The 18,915-nt window shown below is 68.5% G+C and carries 16 protein-coding genes and 6 pseudogenes; 9 read left to right on the forward strand and 13 right to left on the reverse strand.

Annotated features, from left to right (window positions below):
• Positions 1 to 92 (forward strand): annotated as a pseudogene (locus FHS37_RS37715) (IS5/IS1182 family transposase); the annotation flags it as partial.
• A gap of 313 nt (positions 93 to 405) precedes the next feature.
• On the opposite strand, the pseudogene FHS37_RS37720 reads toward FHS37_RS37715, so the two are convergent.
• Positions 406 to 1,089, reverse strand: a pseudogene (locus FHS37_RS37720) (hypothetical protein); the annotation flags it as partial.
• A 353-nt stretch (positions 1,090 to 1,442) separates the two neighbouring features.
• Here FHS37_RS37720 and FHS37_RS37725 point away from each other — a divergent pair.
• Positions 1,443 to 1,805, forward strand: a pseudogene (locus tag FHS37_RS37725) (transposase family protein); the annotation flags it as partial.
• A gap of 132 nt (positions 1,806 to 1,937) precedes the next feature.
• Here FHS37_RS37725 and rpsR read toward each other — a convergent pair.
• From rpsR to rpmG, 4 genes are read right to left on the reverse strand one after another with little or no spacing between them, the layout of a single operon-like run.
• A complete protein-coding gene (rpsR, locus tag FHS37_RS37730) occupies positions 1,938 to 2,174 on the reverse strand; it encodes a 30S ribosomal protein S18 (RefSeq protein ID WP_184829711.1) in 237 nt (78 codons plus the stop codon).
• 36 nt (positions 2,175 to 2,210) lie between these two features.
• On the reverse strand, positions 2,211 to 3,365 hold the full coding sequence (locus FHS37_RS37735) for a CobW family GTP-binding protein (RefSeq protein WP_184829712.1): 1,155 nt from the start codon (positions 3,363 to 3,365) through the stop codon (positions 2,211 to 2,213).
• Positions 3,365 to 3,619 carry a type B 50S ribosomal protein L31 gene (locus FHS37_RS37740; RefSeq protein WP_184829714.1) on the reverse strand — a complete coding sequence of 85 codons (255 nt, stop codon included), beginning with the start codon at positions 3,617 to 3,619 and terminating at the stop codon, positions 3,365 to 3,367. Before FHS37_RS37740 ends, FHS37_RS37735 begins: the two co-directional genes overlap by 1 nt.
• Positions 3,620 to 3,659: 40 nt before the next feature.
• The gene (rpmG, locus tag FHS37_RS37745; RefSeq protein ID WP_184829716.1) at positions 3,660 to 3,824 is read right to left on the reverse strand and encodes a 50S ribosomal protein L33; all 165 of its coding nucleotides are present in this window, start codon (positions 3,822 to 3,824) and stop codon (positions 3,660 to 3,662) included.
• Between the two features lie 68 nt (positions 3,825 to 3,892).
• On the opposite strand from rpmG, the gene rpmB reads away from it, so the two are divergent.
• Together rpmB and rpsN are read left to right on the forward strand one after the other, a co-directional pair.
• Complete coding sequence (gene rpmB, locus FHS37_RS37750; protein WP_030833456.1) at positions 3,893 to 4,129, forward strand: 50S ribosomal protein L28; 237 nt, start codon at positions 3,893 to 3,895, stop codon at positions 4,127 to 4,129.
• Positions 4,129 to 4,434, forward strand: a complete 306-nt coding sequence (rpsN, locus tag FHS37_RS37755) for a 30S ribosomal protein S14 (protein ID WP_184829718.1) — start codon at positions 4,129 to 4,131, stop codon at positions 4,432 to 4,434. The genes rpmB and rpsN overlap by 1 nt, the downstream gene beginning before the upstream one ends.
• 49 nt (positions 4,435 to 4,483) lie before the next feature.
• Here the strand turns inward: rpsN and FHS37_RS37760 are convergent, their stop codons facing one another.
• Positions 4,484 to 5,485 (reverse strand): class I SAM-dependent methyltransferase, encoded by a 1,002-nt coding sequence (locus FHS37_RS37760; protein WP_229890317.1) that lies wholly within the window; start codon positions 5,483 to 5,485, stop codon positions 4,484 to 4,486.
• A 66-nt stretch (positions 5,486 to 5,551) separates the two neighbouring features.
• Between FHS37_RS37760 and FHS37_RS37765 the strand changes: the two genes are divergently transcribed.
• Complete coding sequence (locus FHS37_RS37765) at positions 5,552 to 5,962, forward strand: hypothetical protein (RefSeq protein ID WP_221500797.1); 411 nt, start codon at positions 5,552 to 5,554, stop codon at positions 5,960 to 5,962.
• A gap of 41 nt (positions 5,963 to 6,003) precedes the next feature.
• On the opposite strand, the gene FHS37_RS37770 is transcribed toward FHS37_RS37765, so the two are convergent.
• On the reverse strand, positions 6,004 to 6,807 hold the full coding sequence (locus tag FHS37_RS37770) for an aminoglycoside phosphotransferase family protein (protein ID WP_229890316.1): 804 nt from the start codon (positions 6,805 to 6,807) through the stop codon (positions 6,004 to 6,006).
• 680 nt (positions 6,808 to 7,487) lie between these two features.
• Here FHS37_RS37770 and FHS37_RS37775 point away from each other — a divergent pair.
• Positions 7,488 to 8,368 (forward strand): annotated as a pseudogene (locus tag FHS37_RS37775) (IS5 family transposase).
• Between the two features lie 10 nt (positions 8,369 to 8,378).
• Here the strand turns inward: FHS37_RS37775 and FHS37_RS37780 are convergent.
• The 4 genes and pseudogenes from FHS37_RS37780 to FHS37_RS37795 all read right to left on the reverse strand — a co-directional run bounded on the left by FHS37_RS37780 (position 8,379) and on the right by FHS37_RS37795 (position 12,780).
• A complete protein-coding gene (locus FHS37_RS37780; protein ID WP_184829724.1) occupies positions 8,379 to 8,900 on the reverse strand; it encodes a hypothetical protein in 522 nt (173 codons plus the stop codon).
• Between the two features lie 914 nt (positions 8,901 to 9,814).
• Positions 9,815 to 11,002, reverse strand: a pseudogene (locus tag FHS37_RS37785) (IS110 family RNA-guided transposase).
• A gap of 270 nt (positions 11,003 to 11,272) precedes the next feature.
• On the reverse strand, positions 11,273 to 12,061 hold the full coding sequence (locus FHS37_RS37790; RefSeq protein WP_184829726.1) for an SDR family NAD(P)-dependent oxidoreductase: 789 nt from the start codon (positions 12,059 to 12,061) through the stop codon (positions 11,273 to 11,275).
• Positions 12,058 to 12,780 carry a GntR family transcriptional regulator gene (locus FHS37_RS37795; protein WP_229890315.1) on the reverse strand — a complete coding sequence of 241 codons (723 nt, stop codon included), beginning with the start codon at positions 12,778 to 12,780 and terminating at the stop codon, positions 12,058 to 12,060. The genes FHS37_RS37790 and FHS37_RS37795 overlap by 4 nt, the downstream gene beginning before the upstream one ends.
• Positions 12,781 to 13,081: 301 nt before the next feature.
• Here FHS37_RS37795 and FHS37_RS37800 point away from each other — a divergent pair, with 301 nt between their 5' ends.
• Positions 13,082 to 14,134: a mandelate racemase/muconate lactonizing enzyme family protein gene (locus tag FHS37_RS37800; RefSeq protein WP_229890314.1), complete on the forward strand. Its 1,053-nt coding sequence runs from the start codon at positions 13,082 to 13,084 to the stop codon at positions 14,132 to 14,134.
• 644 nt (positions 14,135 to 14,778) lie between these two features.
• Here the strand turns inward: FHS37_RS37800 and FHS37_RS37805 are convergent.
• A complete protein-coding gene (locus FHS37_RS37805) occupies positions 14,779 to 15,285 on the reverse strand; it encodes a GNAT family N-acetyltransferase (RefSeq protein ID WP_184829730.1) in 507 nt (168 codons plus the stop codon).
• Between the two features lie 106 nt (positions 15,286 to 15,391).
• On the opposite strand from FHS37_RS37805, the gene FHS37_RS37810 reads away from it, so the two are divergent.
• Positions 15,392 to 16,045: a maleylpyruvate isomerase N-terminal domain-containing protein gene (locus FHS37_RS37810; protein ID WP_221500798.1), complete on the forward strand. Its 654-nt coding sequence runs from the start codon at positions 15,392 to 15,394 to the stop codon at positions 16,043 to 16,045.
• Positions 16,046 to 16,236: 191 nt separating this feature from the next.
• On the opposite strand, the pseudogene FHS37_RS37815 reads toward FHS37_RS37810, so the two are convergent.
• A pseudogene (locus FHS37_RS37815) lies at positions 16,237 to 16,955 on the reverse strand (IS6 family transposase); the annotation flags it as partial.
• Positions 16,956 to 17,149: 194 nt separating this feature from the next.
• Here FHS37_RS37815 and FHS37_RS37820 point away from each other — a divergent pair.
• Positions 17,150 to 18,027 (forward strand): IS5 family transposase gene (locus FHS37_RS37820; RefSeq protein ID WP_229890329.1). Its coding sequence is split into 2 segments (ribosomal slippage): positions 17,150 to 17,510 and positions 17,510 to 18,027, totalling 879 coding nucleotides; the frame shifts between segments, so codons are not numbered across the junction.
• The last annotated feature ends 888 nt before the right edge of the window (positions 18,028 to 18,915 follow it).

The following is an 18,915-nucleotide window of genomic DNA, read 5'->3' on the forward strand; positions in this document are numbered from 1 at the left end:
AGTCCTGGCACGTCTTCCGCAGAGCCCGCTGCAGCCCCAACCGCATGACCGTCATCGCCGCCGCCGTCCTCACCCTGAAGCGTCAACGCTGAAAAGGCTCACTGTTCCGTCGCACTGAAGGTTGAATGCTGATCCGTGCAAGACGGAGCTTGTGGGCAGTATGGTTCCGGGCTGGACTCGACGATCGCTCAATCACTGGCCCTCGGTGAGGTTGTGCTTCGCTTCGGTCTTGAAGCGAAGCAGGCGATCCTCCACCATCTCAGCACGTTCCTGTCGACGGTCACGTAATTCCCCGCCTTGGGCGGGTTCGACGTCAGGTAATTCCCCACCCTCGCGTTCAGGCTTCCCCGTGGGGACGGTGGTCGCGAACGGCGGGCTCGGACTGCTTTTGAAGCTGGTCTGTCCGTGCAGCCAGACCCGCAGTGGACCGACCGGCTCGAAGCCGTGGCGGACGGCGGCCGCTAGGTCGTCGCCGTGTTCGTAGCCCACCACCGGCAGAGTGGGGAACAGCCAGTGCACCGCATCCAGTACGACCGGCCAAGCCGCGTCAGGACCGCCGTCCGATGCGAAGACGTTGGAGAGTCCGACCACATGGTCGCTGCGGCTCGCCACCGCGCCGGCGACCACCCGGCCGCTGGCGGACCGTCCGGCGAGCACGAAGGTGGCCGGGTCGTCGAGCAGTTCGGGCCGGAAGAGGTTTGCGTTGCCGTTCCCGTCGTCCCAGGCCAGCGCCCAGGCACGCAGTGTGTCCGGATCGCCCGCCACATCCCAGGCAAGAGCCGGCGCGACAGCGGACGTGCTCGCCGGGCGGTGGATCCACTGCGCCTCGAACAGGACCTGGAAGCCGGCCTCGCTCAGGTCGAGGTCAGCGAAGCTGTCCTTGACGGAGGCGTTCGGCGTGGTGGTGTCGATCCGCGCCGCCAGCGCGGCCGGGTCGGTTCCCGGCACGAGTGTCACCGCGTCGGGGTAGTACCGCGGCGTGCGGGCCGGGGCGGTCCAAGCCTGCAGGCCGAACTCGCTCGCCAGGCCGTGCGATCGGCTCATCGCTGCGCACCACTCGGCATTGTTGCGGGCGGCGGCCTGGACCATGAGCTGCTTTGACGTCGTCACAAATGCGGATCATGGCCTGTCCCAGGCCGGTGGTCGAACACTTTTCCGTGCCCGACAGGAGGGCCTCACCCGAAGACCCGTCGGCCGGTTCCAGGCGAATCATGTGATCGTCCAGCACTGCCGATGATCAAACTTTCCCCATCTTGAGCGGTTTGAGCGTGATGCCATTTGTGTCTCGAATCCCCCTGTTGGCCATGGGTGGCGCGGAGTCCGGGATCGAGGGACCTGGTCGTCGCGGAGCTGTCCGTGTTCCTCGCCCCATGGTTCGGCAGGCCGATGGGCAGCCCGGATGGCAAGAGAACGTTCGTCGTGGTCGACCTCACCGAGATCTACGTCCACATGGCACACCGCTCTGGTTCTCCCGCGCGACACCGGGCCGCCCCCACGACCTGACCGCGGCCCGCGCCCACGGCATCGTCCAGGCCTGCCTCACCCGGCAGATCCTCGTCCCAGCCGACCGTGCCTACCAGGGCGCCGGTGCCACCGTCCGTACCCCGTACTACCATCACCGCCACCAACCCGAGCACTACCAGCAGTTCCACCGCGACCATGCCCGGCTCAGAGCCCCAGGTGAACGCGCCTTCGCCCGGCTGAAGTCCTGGCGACCACTCCGGCGAGCCAGATGCTCTACCCGCCGCATCAGCATCATCGTCCGAGCCGTGCACACACTGCCGACCTGTAGCTATCCAGGATGAAAGAGGCTCACTGACTGCTTCGCATGCGCCCCTCCGGGAAAACAGAACGCACCCACTGCTCCCAGGGGTGCGTTCTGTGCGCCTCCGCATTTCCCACAGAAAAGGCTTGTGGAGGAGGCGAGTGGTCGTTTCTCACCGACTCGAGTACGGAAGGAGCGCCATCTCACGGGCGTTCTTGATCGCCGTGGCGATCTGTCGTTGCTGCTGGGCCGTGACGCGGGTGACGCGGCGGCTGCGAATCTTTCCGCGGTCGGAGATGAACTTCCGCAGCAGATCGGTGTCCTTGTAGTCGATGTAGGTGATCCCGGCCGCGTCCAGCGGGTTGGGGCGGGACTTCAGGGGCTTGCGGGGGCTTTGGCGGGGGGCCATAGTGCTCCTTCTGTGATGGGGCGGATGGGGCAGGTTCTACGCGACGGGGTCAAGCAGAGAGTCGAACGCGGCCGGGAGTTGTTTCCACGCTTCGGGGCCTGCGGTGTACTCGGCGTCGGTGAGCAGGCAGGACTCCAGCACCCGCGCGAGCCCGTCGCGGTCCAGGCCGGGTGAGGTGAAGACAAGGTGCTGGCAGCGGTCCCCGTGTTCGGGGTGCCAGTCCAGCGCGGCGGCCGCCCGGCGCACGGGCGGGACCATCTCCCAGGCGGCGTCCGGCAGGGAGGCGAGCCACGGGCCGGCGCTCTCCACGCACAGGGCTCCGCCCGCGGCGTCCCAGGCGAGCAGGGTGTCGGGGCGGTCAGCGAGCCAGAACCGTCCGCGGCTGCGGGCAGCGGCGCAGCAGAGGTCTTCCAGCGCCTGGTAGAGGCGTTCGGGGTGGAACGGGCGGTGCCGACGCCAGACGAATGTGGTGACGCCTGCCTCGTCGGCTTCCTGGGGGAGCAGGGCGCAGGCAGGGTGCTGGGCCGCGGCGGCCGCTTCGACGTCGAAGCCGGCGAAGGCCAGCCGGGCGAGCTCCGGAGAGTTGGCGCTCACCTGACGGGCGACGGGGTGGAGTTGGCTGAGGAGCGCCCGGTCCTCGTCGTCGGTGTCCTCGCTCTCCACGACGGCGAGGACGGGGGCATACTCCACTTGCCTGGCCCAGGTGTCGCCGACCGTGCGCTGGTCGCCGGCTGCGGCCGCGAGGCCCGCCTCGGCCAGGTCGTCACCGTTGCCGAGGCAGGGGAGTGCGAGAGCCGGGTCCACCGCCGTGATCACGTTGGTGAGCCGGACCGCGTCGGCACCGTGCTGGACGACGGTCTCGGCCATCCCCTTGGGTTCGACGGAGTCCCACAGTTCGACGACGGCGAGCCGGGTGAGGCCGGCGTCGGCGAGCCGTTCCAGCTCGGGGACCAGGTCTTCGCGTAGCGCGCAGCACGCGCAGTCGTTGACCAGCGGGGCGTCGCCCCGGGACAGCTCACCCGAAGCGTCGCGCACCTGGCGCAGGACGGTGCCGTCGGCCGCCGTGGACAGGTCGTGATGGAGGGCGACGCTGTCGGGTACAAGGCGCAGCAACTGGTCCACGACCTTCCGGCGCGCCTCGGAGTGCAGCCCGGCGACGATGACGACGGGCAGTCCGGCCTCGTCCCGCATCAGTTGGCTCCGCGCTGGCCGTACCGGCGCTCGAAACGCTCGACTCGGCCGGCGGTGTCCAGGACTCGGGCGGTCCCCGTGTAGAAGGGGTGGCTGACGTTCGAGATCTCGACGTCGACCACCGGGTAGGTGTTGCCGTCCTCCCAGTCGATGGTCTTGTCGCTGGTCATGGTGGAGCGCGTGAGGAACGCGTAGTTCGCGGCACGGTCGCGGAAGACGACGGGACCGTAAGCAGGGTGGATTCCGGGCTTCATGGGGCGTCCTTGAGTTCGGGGGCGGCGGAGTGACGGGAGGTCAGCGTTCCTCGCGGAAGTCGACGTGGCGCCGGACGATCGGGTCGTACTTGCGCAGCACCGTGCGGTCGGGGTCGTTACGGCGGTTCTTGCGGGTGACATACGTGTAGCCGGTCCCCGCGGTGGAGCGGAGCTTGATGACCCGGCGTACCTCGTTGCGAGCCATGAGGGGTACTATATGGGAATGGTTTCCATTTCCAAAAACTAGTCGACCGACGAGAGGCAGGTAAGACCTTGTCCGCCCACTGCCAACTGACCGGAGCCCAGCCGGGCTTCGGCAACACCATCTCCCACTCGCATCGGCGCACTTCGCGCCGCTTCGACCCCAATATCCAGCGCAAGCGCTACTGGCTGCCCAGCGAAGGGCGGTACGTCCGGCTGACGCTCAGCGCGAAGGCGATCAAGACCGTCGACAGCATCGGCATCGAGGCGGCCGTGGCCCGCATCCGCGCCCGAGGAGGGAAGGTCTGATGGCCAAGAAGAGCAAGATCGCGCAGAACGAGAAGCGCAAAGCGGTCGTCGAGCGGTACGCGGCCCGCCGTGCGGAGCTGAAGGAGATCATCCGTCGGCCGTCCTCCACCGACGCCGAACGCCAGGCCGCAGTGGAGGAACTGCGGCGCCAGCCCCGCAATGCGAGCGCTACCCGAGTACGCAACCGGGACAGCGTGGACGGGCGGCCGCGCGGTCACCTTCGGAAGTTCGGCCTGTCGCGGGTCCGCGTGCGCGAGCAGGCCCACGCCGGCTTCCTGCCCGGGGTCACCAAGTCCTCCTGGTAATCGCGGCGCTCGCGCAACGGGTCCCGAATCCGGCCGTGACTCGGCGGAGTCACGGCCGGAACCGGCCGCTGAGCGTGCCTGCGGATGTCAGGGCGGGCGCAGGACGCTTGAGCCGGTAGCCCTCGGCCTGAGGGAGCCGCTGAGCGGCGATGGCGGACACCATTTGCTGGTAGGAGAGCGGCATCTGGGTCACGAGGTCTTCGGGCAGGCTGGTGAGGGTGTGGGATACCAGTACGCGTGTACCCGGCCGCCAGCCAGTCAGTTGGGCCGGGTCGGGGCAGTACCAGTGCACACGGGCCTCGACCTTGCTGAGGGCGTCGTGCTGTTCCTGAGTGTCGAAGAAGTCGGGGCCGGCGGTGTCCAGGGCCAGCAGGGCGCCCGGGAAGCGGTCGGCGAGGAGGCCGATGACCCCGCGCACATCGGGTTCGTTCAGGTAGGGCAGCAGGGCCTCCGTGACGAACAGGTACGGCCCGGTGGCGTGCGAGGCCACCTCTGCGGCCCACGCCCCGTCCGCCAACGAGGCCGCGATCATCGTCCGCCGGGGGCCGTCCGCGAAGAAGTTGCGGCGCAGGCCGATCACATCGGACAGGTCGAGGTCGAACCACCGGGCGCGGCCGTGGTCGACACGTTCGTGGCGCGTGTCAAGCCCGGTGCCGATCTCGACCACGGTGGCGTCGGGATGCGCGGACAGGAAATCCGCCACCCACCGGTCGAAGAGAAGGGTGCGCAGCAGCGCGCCGGTGAGGCTCGGGGGAGCGTCGACAGCGGTGTCCTGCCGCACCTCGACCGGCGCCTCCTGCTGTTCGAGCGGTGGCTCGCCCAGCGGATCGCCGCCACCGCGGATACCGAACACGCCCAGCTGCTTCAGCACTTCGCCACCTGGCATCAGCTCCGCAAACTCCGCGCCAAAGCAGCCAAGAGCCCGCTGGGCACCAGCACCACGCAGGAATGCCGCCGGCAGACCACGCAGGCCGGCGCCTTCCTGGTCTGGCTCGCCGCCCGCGACGTCGCGCTGAGCGCCTGCACCCAGGCCGACCTCGATGCCTGGCACGCGGAGAAGTACTCCACCCGACGGCCCGCACAGGCATTTCTGCGGTGGTGCATGGACAGCCGCCGGATGCCGCGGTTGGTCATCCCGAACCGCCCGACCGCCAACCCCCACCCGATGGGCCAGCACCAACGAGTCGCCGCCCTGCAACGGGTCCTCGCCGACGCCAGCACCCCGCTGCGAGTTCGGGTCGCCGCCTGTCTGGTCCTGTTGTTCGCCCAGCCGGTCAGCCGGATCGTCCGCATGACAGTCGACGACGTCCTTCGCGAGGGCCAGCACGTCGCACTCCGGCTCGGCGACCCGCCCACCCCAGTGCCTGAGCCCGTGGCCGGCCTGCTGCTCAACTACCTCCAGGCCCTGCCCGCCAGCGCCCCCGTCATCGCCCGGGCACTCGGCTACCACGACAAGAGCACCACCCGCATCGCCGCCGACGCCGGAGCCCCCTGGAAAAGCTACGCTCCGGGTGATCACAGCGGCTGACAGGCACCGTGGGACGAGATCGTTTGAGGTCGATGGAGCACTCAGCTGTCGGCCAGAGCCATGAGGAACTGAGTCTCCGTGTCGTCCCGCCCCGCACACATCCTGGGGACCGCATTGAGGGCGGCCAGGGCTCGGCACCAACCCATCACACGACGAGGAGACATGCCAGGAACCAGCGCCGCCAGCTCCTCGATCCTCTGCTCCAGCACGGCTGGATCTGCAACTCCTTCAAGCACCCAGTCGACAGCGTCGAAGTCCGGGTCGCCCCACGTCGGCCTCGGATCAATCGCCACCATGCGGGCTCCCGGACCAGACAGCACGTTGGCCGGGTGGAGATCACCATGCACGAGTCCCACAGGCCCATTGCCTGCAAGTTCCAGGGCTGCCGCCCGCGCCTGCCGAAGCACCTTCGAAACAGCCGGATCGTTCACGTCGCACGCTGCAAGCCTGCGGACGGTCAAGTCGAACATGAAGTCGACGCGGTGTGAGAGACGCCGCAGTACCGAGTGCTCGCCCGGCGCGGGAGCAGGGTCTCGCAGGTCCCGCAGCAGCGCCGCGACCTCAGCCAGATTCCATGCACGCTGGCTCACCTGCACGCCCGGCTCCACGTCGTCCAGAAGCAGGGCCCCGGCGGTCAGATCTTGTGCCAGCAGCGTGACAACCGATGGCGTCTTCGCCCAGGCCCGCAGAGCTTCGGCTTCCTCCCGGGCAATCCCGGGCTCCGGCGTGAGTTTCAGCCATGCCGAGGTGCCGGTGTCCCGCCTGAAGCAGCGGAACACCCGCGAGGTGCCTCCTCCGCCCGCCGCGACAAGCTCCAGATCCCAACGGGCAGCGAGTTCGTCCACGACAACCGGCAACTCATCACACCAGGCCAGCACCCCAGCTCCGAACCGAACGACGAGCCGGTCCCGGACCACTGGTGCGACGCAGACCAGCTCCCTCAACTTGTCCCCCGCGGGTGGTGGATGCAGTTCTCACGCATCCTAAGTCCACGGTCCGTGCACGTCCCACAAACAATTCAACCGTCACAGAGAGAGGCGGGTACTTTCGGTTGCCTAAGCCGCTGACCTGCGCATTTGCCGGTGCGGGATTGCGTTGCTCCGCCAGCTTGACCGCGTACTCGCCGGAGGGGAGCGTTCCGGCGGCCGTCCGGGCGCCCGGTGGATGCTGTGCGGCAGGGCTGCGACACCAGGCTGGGCGTGTTGCAGCCTTCCAGGCCGGACACTGGGCCGCTGACGGTGTCCGGTCCGTTTATGCAGGTCAGCTCGTAAACCGGACAGTCGGACACATGGGCCCGACAGTCCTGAGTGAGAGGTCCCTTATGCCTACTGTCAGATGGTGCCAGAGCGTTCCCGTAGCGCGAGGCCATGGTCGATAAAGGTCAGAACTCCACTCAACCGGGCAGCCGTCGAGCGCTTGCCGCAGTTCGACCTGTGCTTGGGGGAACCGGGTCCGGCGACCTTCCATCACCGCTTTCTAGGCCGTGTGTCGAAAGCGGATCTTGGGCTGTGAATGATCATGGTTCATGGGTCGGGGAGATCTCACGGACGAGCAGTGGGCGGTGCTGGAGCCGTTGTTGCCGAAGGGGACGAAGGCGGGGCGGCCGCCCGTCTGGCCCCGGCGGCAGCTGGTCGACGGCATACGGTTCCGTGTCCGGACCGGAGTCCCGTGGCGGGACATCCCTGTCGAATCGAATACGGGCCGTGGGGCCGGGGCTACGACCTGTTCCGCCGATGGCAGCGCAACGGCACCTGGCTCCGGATCCTCACCCGGCTCCAGTCCCTGGCCGACGCGAAGGGGGCGATCACGTGGGACCTGAGCGTCGACTCCACGGTCTGCCGCGCCCACCAGCATGCGGCCGGGGCCCGCAAGCAGGGTGATCTGCAGAAGGAAACGCCGGGTGGCGTGTTCACCGAGCCTCGTGATCACGGGCTGGGACGCTCGCGCGGCGGGTTCACCACCAAACTGCACTTGGCCGTCGAACAGGGTCGGAAGCCCCTGTCGATCGTGGTGACGGCAGGGCAGCGTGGAGACTCACCGCAGTTCGAACCGGTGCTGGAGAAGGTTCGCGTGCCCCGCCTCGGGCCGGGTCGGCCACGCGTTCGTCCCGATCGGGTGCGGGCCGACAAGGCGTACGCCTCCCGCAACAATCGCGCCTACCTGCGCCGACGCGGAATCCGATGCACCATCCCGGACAAGGCCGACCAGGCACGCAACCGCCAGAAGCTCGGCTCCCGCGGCGGCCGGCCGCCGCGCTTCGACCCGGCCGACTACCGCCAGCGTCATGCGGTCGAGTGCGGGATCAACCGGCTCAAGAGACACCGTGCTGTCGCCACGCGATACGACAAGCTCGCCGTCCGCTACGAGGCGACCGTGCTGGTCGCGGCCATCAGCGAGTGGCTGTGACCTTGGGCCGTCACGTGGTGGGATCCACGTTCCATGCCGCGGGCAGATCGCTGCCGCAGAAGACGCAGACGAAGTCGTCCTCACGGACGATGTTGCGCTCCTGGCAGTCGGGGCATCGCCGGAACACCACCTCGTGGGTGAAGCCGGATGGCCGCCGGAGCTCTGCAGCGTCCAGGGCGCGGGCGACTTCCGCCCAGGAGGTGACATCTGGGCAGTAGCCGGTGGACTGGTTGCTGACCTCGCTCACGGTCCACCGGTCTGCCTCGCGCATGAAGCTGATCTCACCAGCGCTCAGGACCATGTCTCCGCCGGCGCAGGCCACGTGCTCGCTCCGGCGCGGTGCCAGCCGAAGCGCACCGTCCACGCAGACCACGAAGGTGAACGGTTCGGCCAGCTCGGCCGCCGATTGCTCCCTGATCCAGCCGTCGAAGTCAGCCGCCGAGCCGATACGACGCCCGCCGTCACCAGGCCGGACCGCGGCCTTCAGCTCGATCGGTCCGACATATCGATAACTCCGCCCCCGCTCAGTCACGTCAGCCAAACTAGAACACTTCCGACACACGCCCTAGCGTTGACGAGCAGCCGGTCCTACAGGTGGGCTCATTGGGCTGGGATCGCCTCGCTGCGGGGCGCGGCCTGGTGCAGGGCGTGGAGCAGTCTGCTCTGCAGGTTGCGGTCGTTGATCTGCGTGCAGGGCGATGAAGATCGAGGCTTGGCAGCTGTCAGCGCCGACCCGGGTGCGTCCAGGCCAGCCGTGCCGCGCGCCGATCGCGCCCAGGATCTGTGCGTTGTCGATGTCGGTGTGCTGGGCTGCGGCGAGAGCATCGGATGAGGCCGCCAGTCGGTGGGCCGGGGTGTGCCAGGTGTCGCGCGCTTTCTCGGCGCGGTGGAGCAGGTACCGGGCGATGCGGGGCCAGTCGGGTGGGGCATCGGGGATTGTCATTGTGGTCGTCCCCTTTCTCGCTGGTCGGGAGTCGTCTGTGCGTCTCGTCGCTGGTCGTCCGCTGACGTGTTGTTGTGCGCCTGTGAGCTGGGCTGGCGTCTGGTCGTGCTTCTGCGGCGCGGGGGCTGGCGGGCCGCGGCCTCGGGACGGAAGGGGGCCGTCCTTTCGGTCAGGGCCTCGTGGAGCTCCTCAGGGGAGATGACGCCGTGGCCTGGTGCGACCACCCAGCGGACGTCCTTTGGCCAAGGCACTCAGAATGTGCGTGGCCAAAGGTGCGAGCCGGCCCACGGGAGCTGGCGCACGGACCGTGGGTACCTCAGCGAGGCCTCGGCCCTGTTTGAGGAACTGCTCCGCGAAGACGCGGAGTGGAGAGTTCAACAGGTACCTCCCGTGAAGAAGAGGCGATGTCCTTTGCCGTCCCGTCGGGGGAGCGGGGCGGCAAAGAGAGCTGGGGCCCGGCAAGGGGTGGTGACTTTGCAGTGGGGGTGCCTCTATGTCCTTCGTCAAGCGATCCGTGGGGTTCTGGGTTCGTAGAAGGTTCCGTCGCGGAGCGTGGCGAACAGGATGCTGATGCGGAGGAGGGCCTGGGTGTGGGTTTTGCCTCTGGCTCGGCAGCGGTCGTAGTAGGTGCGGGAGGCGGGGTCGTGGAGCGCTGCGAACACGGAGAGGAACATCGCGCGTTTGAGCTGTCGGTTCCCGCCTCTTGGAACGTGTTCGCCGTGGATCGAGGAGCCCGACTGTCTGGTGGTGGGGGCGAGGCCGGCGTAGGAGGCAAGGTGGGCGGCGCTCGGGAAGCTGCTGCCGTCGCCGACGGTGGTCAGGAGGACTGCGGCGGTCCTGACGCCGATGCCGGGCATCGAGGTCAGGACCTGGGAAAGAGGGTGGGCCTCCAACAGGGCCTCGATCTGGGCTTCCAGTGCGCGGCGTTGTTCGTGGACGGCGGCCAGGGATTTGGCCGGGGACGGCACGATCAGGTCCAGGGTGCTGGTGTCGGGAACGACGACGGTCTGTTAGTCGAGGGCGGTGAAGATGTCCTCGACCAGCCGTTCGGCCATGCGGGGTGCCTTGGGCCGGATGACCTCGATGAGTTTGCGGCGGCCGGCTTTCCGCAGTGCTTGGGGAGAGCCGTAGCGCTCGAGGAGCCAGGTGATGGCGGGGTGGTCCAGGCGGGGTCCCAGGACGCGTTCGAGGCTGGGGTGGAACTGGGTGAGCAGGCCGCGGATGCGGTTGGAGGTGCGGTTGGCCTCGCCGGCCAGGTCCTGGTCGAAGCCGACCAGCATGGTCAGCTCGGCGGTGATCTCGTCGGCCAGTTCGAGAGAGCGCAGGGTGTGGGGCATGGTGCGGGCGGCGTCCGCGATGACGGTCGCATCGCGGGCGTCGGTTTTGGCCTCGCCCGGGTAGAGGTCGGCGATCCGGCGCATCGCGAGTCCGGGCAGGTAGGCGAGCTGGCAGCCGGCGTCACGGGCGACGGTCAGCGGCAGGGCGCCGATGGAGGCGGGCTGGTCCACGACCACCAGGACGGTGCCGAACTTGGCCTTGAGCTTGTCGAAGACGGCCCGCAACTGGGGTTCGCCGTTCGGCAGGGCTTTGTCGAAGACCTTCTTCCCGGCCGGGGTGAGGCCGTGGCCATGGTGGCTGCTCTTGCCGGCGTCCAGGCCGAGAAAGACGCCCGTTGCGTCGATGTCGATCACCGTGCCCCCACATGCGTCGATGCTGTGCCGGCCTCGGCGGCGGGGCCGTTCGCGCGCATCCACGTTATGCAGACCTGCCGCCCACGAGCTGCCCGGCATTGCGCCGGGCCAGGCGGTGGCCGGACCTCTGATCAGCGTCTCCGACGGCACCACTCGGACTCGGCGACACCACCCCCCAGGTCATCCGATCGACAGGGGGCAACAGTCATGCCGGGCCCGGAGGCCAGCGGCCCTCTTGCAGGACCGCGAAGAAGATAACGGGGGGCTTGGTCAGAAGTCGTTCGCACTCTTGGCTATGAGGCCGCCGTCGCACACCAAGTGACTGCCCGTGACGTACGAGGCGTCGTCAGAGAGCAACCAGACAGCGGCACGCGCGATTTCGACGGGATCGGCCATCCGCCCGAGCGGGATCTGCCGTGCTGCGGCGTCTTGTAGGCGCGCGCGCTCCGCTTTGAGCTCGTCACCGTCAAGGCCGAAGTAGAGCATGGGCGTATCGGTGGCGCCGGGGACAACCGCGTTGACGCGGATGCCGTGAGGGGCCAGATCGATGGCGGCAGCCCTCACGAACGCGGAGACTCCACCCTTGGACGCTCCGTACGCGCTGTTCGAGCCGCCGGCGAAGCCGACGAAGGCGGAAGGGGACGACAAGCACACGATGGAACCCGGCCTCCCGGCGTCCCGCAGGGCTCGGGCGGCTGTGCGTACGGTCAGGAAGGTGCCGGTGAGATTCACGTCGAGAACGCGGCGCCAGGTGTCGAGGGACATCCGTGGTAGCGGCGTGTTGATCTCGATGCCGGCGCTCGCGGTCACCCCGTCCACCGGGCCCAGTGCGGTGCTCGCTGCGCCGAACGCGTCGACGAGCTCCCGTTCGTCGGTGACGTCCGGCGCAGCCGACCAGACCCTGTGGGCGCCGGCGCGCCGGGCTTCGGCCGCCGCCCGCTCAGCGCTCTTGCTGTCACGGTCAAGGATGCCGACGGCCCAGCCACGGCGTGCGGCTTCGGATGCGGTGGCGCGGCCGATGCCGCTTCCGCCGCCGGTGATCAAGATCGTCTTGGTCATTCGGAGGGGTCCTCAGTGGCTCTGAAATGGGTGTTGATATGGGCGGTGACGGCCCGGTCCAGCGCGTGCTCGTCACCTGCGCGGAGTGCGTCGATGAGCTCACGGTGCTGCCCGGCGACCACGGTCGCGTCTGAGTAGTGGCTCGCGTCGCGCCGGAAGTAGGCGCGCACGCGGGGCTGGATCGACCGCCAGATCTGCAGGCAGTGCTGCTGCCCCGACAAAGCCACGACCGCCTCGTGGAAGCGGATGTCTTCGTCGGCGAGCAGCGCGGCGTCGGACGCATCGGCCGCTGCTTCCATGTTGCGGACGAGCGACTGGAGGTGGGCGTAGTCCGCGTCGGTCAGGCGAGGCATCGCCTTGCGGAAGGCGAATTTCTCCAGGGAGATGCGGACCGGTACGAGGACATTCTCGATCTCCTCCTGGGAGACGCCGAGCACCTCCGTACCGCGGTAGGGATAGGAAATCACGAGGCCCTCCTGCTCCAGCTGGCGCAGTGCCTCGCGGACCGGCGCCCGGCTGGTTCCCAGCTGTTCGGCGACTCCCGACTCGGTGAGCTTCTGACCCGCTTGGAGACGGCCCGAGGTGATGGCCTCGCGCAGGACGTCTGCCACGGTTTCGCGGCGCGAGGCGAGGGATGCGGAGGGGAGCGCGGGAAGCGCGGGAAGACCGGACATGGCCGGAGCGTAACAGGATTGTACTTTGTCGACAATCGCGGTCATGGCTCCTGTGGTCGGTGAGCGCAGACCTGTGGGAGGCGACTTCGTCGTCCATGGGTGCTCCCGTGGTGGTCTGGCGCTCTGGAGGCGGGTCGTTCGGCAGACTGTAGTCGAATAGTCGATTGTCGACAATGGTTCTCTCGGTCGGGTACGGTCCCGAACACAGCCGCCGCCTCGTCGGCGCACGCGGCTATGACACCCGTTACGAGAGGCACTCATGAAAATCACCAGGGTCGAGACATGCGGTCTTCGTGGGGCGACCCCCGAAGGCGGTTGGTCGAACGAACTGCGTCCGAACGATGTCGTGCACACGCTCGTAGCCGTCCACACCGACGAAGGCATCACGGGCATCGGAAGCGCGTTCACCACCGAGAACCTCGTCCAGGGAGCGATCGACCTCCTGCTCCCGCACCTCGTCGGACAGGACCCGGTGGAAGTCGAGCGGATCACCGAAACGCTGCACCAGACCGCGTTCTGGATGGGCCGGGGCGGCGCGCTCACCCACGCGACGAGCGCCATCGACATCGCCCTGTGGGACATCGCCGGCCAGGCGCTCGGCCAGCCGGTCGGCCGACTGCTCGGCGGGCGCCACCGCACCCGGGTGCGCCCCTACGCGTCAGTGCTCATGGACGAGGCCGGCCCCATGACGGACAACCTCACCCAACTCGTGGAGCAGGGATTCACCGCGTTCAAGATCGGCTGGTGGAAATTCGGACGGGTGGACGCCGCCACCGATGAACACACCGTCGCCACCGCCCGCGCCGCGATAGGCGACCGGTTGCTCGCTGTCGACGCCGGCGGCTCCGAAGGCTTCTTCCCCGGTGGTCTGGCATGGGCGAAGCGAACCGCGCGGATGCTCGCCGACTACGACATCGCCTGGTTCGAGGAGGCCCTCGCACCGGACGACCTCGAGGGTTTCGCAGAGCTGCGCGCGGGTTCACCCGTCCCCATCAGCGGGGGCGAAGTCCTCACCCGCAGGCAGAGCTTCGCCCCGTACCTGCGACGCCGCGCCTTCGACATCGTTCAGCCCGACACCACGAAGGGCGGCGGTCTGAGCGAGTCGCGCCGAATCGGCTGGGAGGCCCAGGACCTCGGCATCCGTCTGATTCCGCACGGATGGAACACGGCCATCGGTCTCGCCGCCGATCTGCAGCTCTCGTCCGCACTCGCGTCCACCGACCTCGTCGAGTACAAGACCGGGTCGGCCTATGTCGACGACCTGGTAGCGGGAGGCTGGCGACTCGACGCCGACGGATACCTCGACATCCCCTCCGACCCCGGACTCGGAATGTCCCTCGACCCAGAAGCGGTCGAGAAGTACGGCACGCGGCCCGCATTCGCGGACCCGAAGGCGTGAGCCTGCCGACGACTTTCCGAAGGTCATCGCGGTGGTCAGCACGGTCTCGTCCTCTCCGGTCTCACCGGCCAGGTGGACCTGCTGCCCGGTCATGGCCACCACCTGCCAGGTGCGGTCGCGGAAGCGGACGTGCGCACCGACCTTGAGCACCGCTCTCCCACCGTGCCGCCCGCTCACCGCCCACCCCCGCGATGATGCCTGTCGGTTCTGGATTCCGTGGACGGCACCCTCGTCCACGCATGGCCGCCGCTTCCGGCGCCCCACTGCCTCCCGTGCCCGAAGTCGGAACCCCGACGAGGGCGGACCTCCGCCTCGCCTACGAGAATTGAGTGAGGTGGGAACAGCCCCGTAGTGCGGGCATGGGCGAAGACCGACAGTTCGCGCCTGCAGTGCGCAAGTAGAGCGGCAGCCCCCGCTGACCGTTCACCCCCAGTACCCACATGTTCCGACCGGACCGCCGCCCGCGACCACCGTCGCAGGCGGTGGTGCCGGCCGTTTCGTGTCATCGGGCATCGAATGCGGACGGTTACGCTCAGGTCCCAACTGGACAATGCGCGCTGCGGAGCCCGGCCCTCCCTCTTGAGCGCGGCATGCGATCACAAGCTGAGGATCTGTGACGCTGCTCGCCACGGCAGCGAGCTGCGTCACAGCTGCCGCCGCATGCACACGCGCGGCCAGCGGTCCAGACCGTCTGCCGCTTCACGCTCGCGGATCTTCCGCAGGCCAGGTGTCAGCATGCTGTCGGCCAGGACCCGGAAGCCACAACACGAGTAGTAAGGGGCGTTCCACGGCACCTCGCTGAAGGTGGTGAGGGTCAGGGCGGGTGCCTGCTCACTCTGAGCGTGATCGGCCAGGTGGTCCAGAAGAGATTTGCCGATCCCGCGGCGCGCGCTGTCGGGGAGCACCGAAACCTGCTCAACATGGATGCCGCCGTCGACACGATCGGCGATCAGATAGGCAATCGGGACGTCGGCCGCATCGACCGCCACCCAGGCCAGCCCGCTCTGCTGGTACCGGACGAGTTCGCCGAGGGGGAGCGGACCGTCGTCGGCGATCTCCCGCATACCGATGTCGTGGAAGCGCTGACCGGCTGCCCTCTCGATGTCCTGTAGAACAGGCAACTCGTTCACACGCGGGGATCGAATGTCCATGTGTTCATTGTCCAAGATGACTGGGCAGAGTGGCCGGTGAGCGGTCGAGCCGGATCAGCGGGCCCTGCAGCCTGCTGCTTGGCACCGTGCCCGGTAACCTGCCTGAATGTCACATTCCGAAGTAACCGATGCGCTGGTGAGCGGAAAGCATGTGCGCGAGGCCGTCGCTTACTGCGTCAAGGTCCTGTCCGATGTTCCCCCCTCCCGATGGAGTGCTCCAGCCGGTGACCTGGACTGGACGTGCTGGGAAACCCTGGAGCATCTCGCGGACGATCTGCTCACCTACGCGCTGCGCTTCGGGCTCGGACATCCCATGGACGTCCGGCGCGTGCCCCTGCGCCTGTCCAGCGACCGCGCCGACGGGCCCGTGAACGTCATATTCGGGGACGCTGCGGCGGGGGCCGAGGGGCTCCTGACCGTCGTCGAGGCGTGCGGCGGCGTGCTCGCTGCGATGGTGGACAGCACTGCCCCCACGGTGCTGGCCCCGCACGTCTTCGGCGCCTCCGACCCGGAGGGCTTCGCGGCGATGGGAGTCGTCGAAACACTCGTCCACACCTACGACATCGCCCAGGGGGCCCAACGTGACGGGAAGCCGCCGGAGGACCTGAGTCGCCGGGCCCTCGCCCGGCTGTTTCCTGAGGTGCCCATTATCGACGACGCCTCGTCAACCCTGCTGTGGGCCACCGGACGCATCGGCAGCCCTGAGCGGCCCCGGCGCACGAGTTGGCGCTGGTATGGCGCACCTCGCAGGCGGCAGTGACCCGCCCAGGGAGAAGGGACGCACAGGGGCACGTTGTGCGGACTGACGACCTCAGCCCCGCTCGGCTGTCTGGTGAACTGGCCGTGGGCGGGCCCGCTGATTGCTGCCGACGGCGTTGTCACGTTGTTGGGTGTGTGGGCGTCTGGCGGTGTGTCGAGGTGTGGTGGGGCCGGGTTCCGGGCCGGTGCTCGGGCCGTGGCAGGTCGGTCCGTGACGCCGGTGATCTGCTCCCAGACGGTGAAGCGGACGGTCATTTCGGTGCGGTGGTGAGGTGCGGGCATCAGATGGCGACGAGGCCGGAAGTGGGGTGGGACGCCACTGAACGCGGACAGGAACCTCTGCGCCCCGCCCACGGAGCGGAAAAGCCCTTCATGACCCGTTCGTGTTGCCTCGTCGGCTGGTGGCTGTTCTCGGCCCGGTTGTTCAGTCCCCTGTGCGAGCGGTGCTCGACGCAAGGCATGACCTCGTGGTGGGCGGCGCTGCAGGAGCGGAGCCTGTCGGTGACGATCATCCTCGGCACTGCCCGGGTCTTCGTCATCGGCCTGCGGAGGAACCGTCTGGCCGCGGCCTTGTCGCGGCGGTTGTGCACGAGGATGTCGAGGACGTTGCCGTCCCGGTCCACAGCCCGCCACAGGTATTTCTGCTCACCGTTGATCTTGATGAAGACCTCGTCGGGATGCCCCTTGCCGCCGGGCCGGGGACGCCTGCGGCGAAGCCCGTTCGCGTAGGCCTGCCCGAACTTCCGACACCACCGTCGCACGGTCCCGTACGAGACGATCACGCCGCGCTCGGGCATCAGTTCCTCGACCTCGCGGTAGGACAACGGGAAGCGGAAGCACAGCCGCACGCAGTGGGAGACGACCTCGACCGGGTACCGATGGCCCTTGTACGACGGCGACGCGCCCCCCACGAACAGCCCCCTCCAGCACGATCAACCCGGAGACCATCCCACCCAGTCAGCCAACGTGACAGCACCGCCGCCCGCCCCACACGATGCACAGGGCCCAGTCGGCGAATATGTTCTGTCGACGCGACGCTCCGGCGAACCATCCCGGTCAGAGCGCTAGCGCGTGTCTCTTTAATGGGTTGGTCAGTTGATCGGATGTGTCCGTCCGATCAGTGATCACCGATGCGATGTGGGACCGGATCGAGCCGCTGATGTCGGCCGATCCGGTTCGCGGGCGGCGATGGGCCGACCATCGCCGCACTCTTGAGGCCATCGCGTGGAAGTACCGCACCAACTCGCCCTGGCGGGACCTGCCCGACCAGTTCGGCTCGTTCCAGACCGCTCACAAACGGCTGATCAGATGGGCCGTCGACGGCACCTGGGAGATGATCCTCGCCGCCGTCCTGGCCGCAGCGGACGCCGACGACGACATCGACTGGACGGTGTCGGTGGACTCCACGGTCGTCCGGGCCCACCAGCACGCTGCCGGAGCACTCAAAAGGGGGCGGCCCACCCCGGTGAGCCAGCCGATCACGCGCTCGGACGCTCCCGCGGCGGGCTGAGCACCAAGGTCCACCTGGCCGCAGACGGCCGCGCACGGCCTCTCGCCTTCACCGTCACCGCAGGCCAGGCAGTCACCGCAGGCCAGGCAGGTGACGCACCCGCCTTCGAGACGGTGATGTCCCGCATCCGCGTGCCCCGCACGGGCCCGGGCAGGCCCCGGACCCGGCCCGTAGCCGTTCTGGCCGACCGCGCGTATTCCTCACGCGCCATCCGCAGCCACCTGCGGCGCCGGGGCATCCGTGCGGTCATCCCGCAGCCATCCGACCAAGTCAGCCACCGCCTGCGGCGAGGCCGACTCGGTGGCCGTCCGCCCGGCTTCGACCGAGAGGCATACAAGCAGCGCGACACCGTCGAGCGGTGCATCAACCGTCTCAAGCAGTGGCGCGGCCTGGCCACACGAACCGACAAGCTCGCGATCGCCTACCAGGCCGCACTCCACCTCGCGGGCATCCTCATCTGGGCCCGACGCTGACCAAAGAGACAGAACCTAGGTCTGGGTCGAATGGGACTGGACGCCCCACCAGTACAGCGTCTACCTCTTTTTCATGCACGCAGCCGCCCGGCAGCTTGCCGGCACAAAAGCCTGGCCGCCCGGTGCGGCCCCCGACCTGCTGGAGTACGCACTGTCCAGCGGCGCCTGGACTGCGACCGGCTGACGGTGCGTGTCCTGCCGCTTCCGCTACGATGCCGACCGGCAGGACGCGCACCGCCGACCGCCGCCGCTGCGCCACCGTTCCACCCACTTGTCGAGCAGCCCGTCGCGGACGGTGTACGTACGCAACTGCGTGGTCCTGGGCTTCTCCGGCACTCCCTTCTGCCGGGACGATCACCCGGTACACATGTTGAGGGCCGGATGCTCGACCACGGCGCGGGCAGTTGTCTGACTCTCACCTCCCCAGCGGGGAGCCTGCAGGAGGACAGCCAGATGCCCATACCCCTTCCGGCCGTGACCCGTCGGCGGCAAAGCACCGGTCACCGCGGCCCGCGCCCCACAAGGCGGCTGCCGACCGGGCTGCTGGAGACCGAGACGACGACAATTGCGCCTTTCTTCAACGGCTTCGCCTGCAAACCGGACGTGCCGTGGGCGGTTATGGAACCGTGGTCTCGGGCCTGGTCCGTCACTCCCCCCGTGGTGACGGACCAGGCCCTTTATGGCCGGTGCCGAAAAGCAGGTCGCCGCTCGGTGGTGCCCCGGCCGGGGTTCCCCCGAACACCGGCACCCCGCACGGGGATACCAGGGACGCATGTTCCGGCGGGCGGGGAAGGAACAGCGGCCGACCCGGGCCGGGCGCTCCCGGCTGGGCTGACCCGCGGACAGTGACCTCGCTGTCCCGGCCGGTGTCGCGCTGTGTGCAAGCGG

Source organism: Streptomyces griseomycini, from assembly GCF_014203535.1.
Classification (GTDB): domain Bacteria; phylum Actinomycetota; class Actinomycetes; order Streptomycetales; family Streptomycetaceae; genus Streptomyces; species Streptomyces griseomycini.

What these genes read in the sequence shown, in the direction of transcription:
- rpmG (WP_184829716.1), bottom strand. Translation starts at nt 3,824, where the DNA reads ATGGCTCGCAACGAGGTACGCCGGGTCATCAAGCTCCGCTCCACCGCG.
- FHS37_RS37805 (WP_184829730.1), bottom strand. Translation starts at nt 15,285, where the DNA reads ATGGACATTCGATCCCCGCGTGTGAACGAGTTGCCTGTTCTACAGGAC.
- FHS37_RS37790 (WP_184829726.1), bottom strand. Translation starts at nt 12,061, where the DNA reads ATGACCAAGACGATCTTGATCACCGGCGGCGGAAGCGGCATCGGCCGC.
- FHS37_RS37795 (WP_229890315.1), bottom strand. Translation starts at nt 12,780, where the DNA reads ATGACCGCGATTGTCGACAAAGTACAATCCTGTTACGCTCCGGCCATG.
- rpsN (WP_184829718.1), top strand. Translation starts at nt 4,129, where the DNA reads ATGGCCAAGAAGAGCAAGATCGCGCAGAACGAGAAGCGCAAAGCGGTC.
- rpsR (WP_184829711.1), bottom strand. Translation starts at nt 2,174, where the DNA reads ATGGCCCCCCGCCAAAGCCCCCGCAAGCCCCTGAAGTCCCGCCCCAAC.
- FHS37_RS37765 (WP_221500797.1), top strand. Translation starts at nt 5,552, where the DNA reads ATGCCGCGGTTGGTCATCCCGAACCGCCCGACCGCCAACCCCCACCCG.
- FHS37_RS37735 (WP_184829712.1), bottom strand. Translation starts at nt 3,365, where the DNA reads ATGCGGGACGAGGCCGGACTGCCCGTCGTCATCGTCGCCGGGCTGCAC.
- FHS37_RS37740 (WP_184829714.1), bottom strand. Translation starts at nt 3,619, where the DNA reads ATGAAGCCCGGAATCCACCCTGCTTACGGTCCCGTCGTCTTCCGCGAC.
- FHS37_RS37810 (WP_221500798.1), top strand. Translation starts at nt 15,392, where the DNA reads ATGTCACATTCCGAAGTAACCGATGCGCTGGTGAGCGGAAAGCATGTG.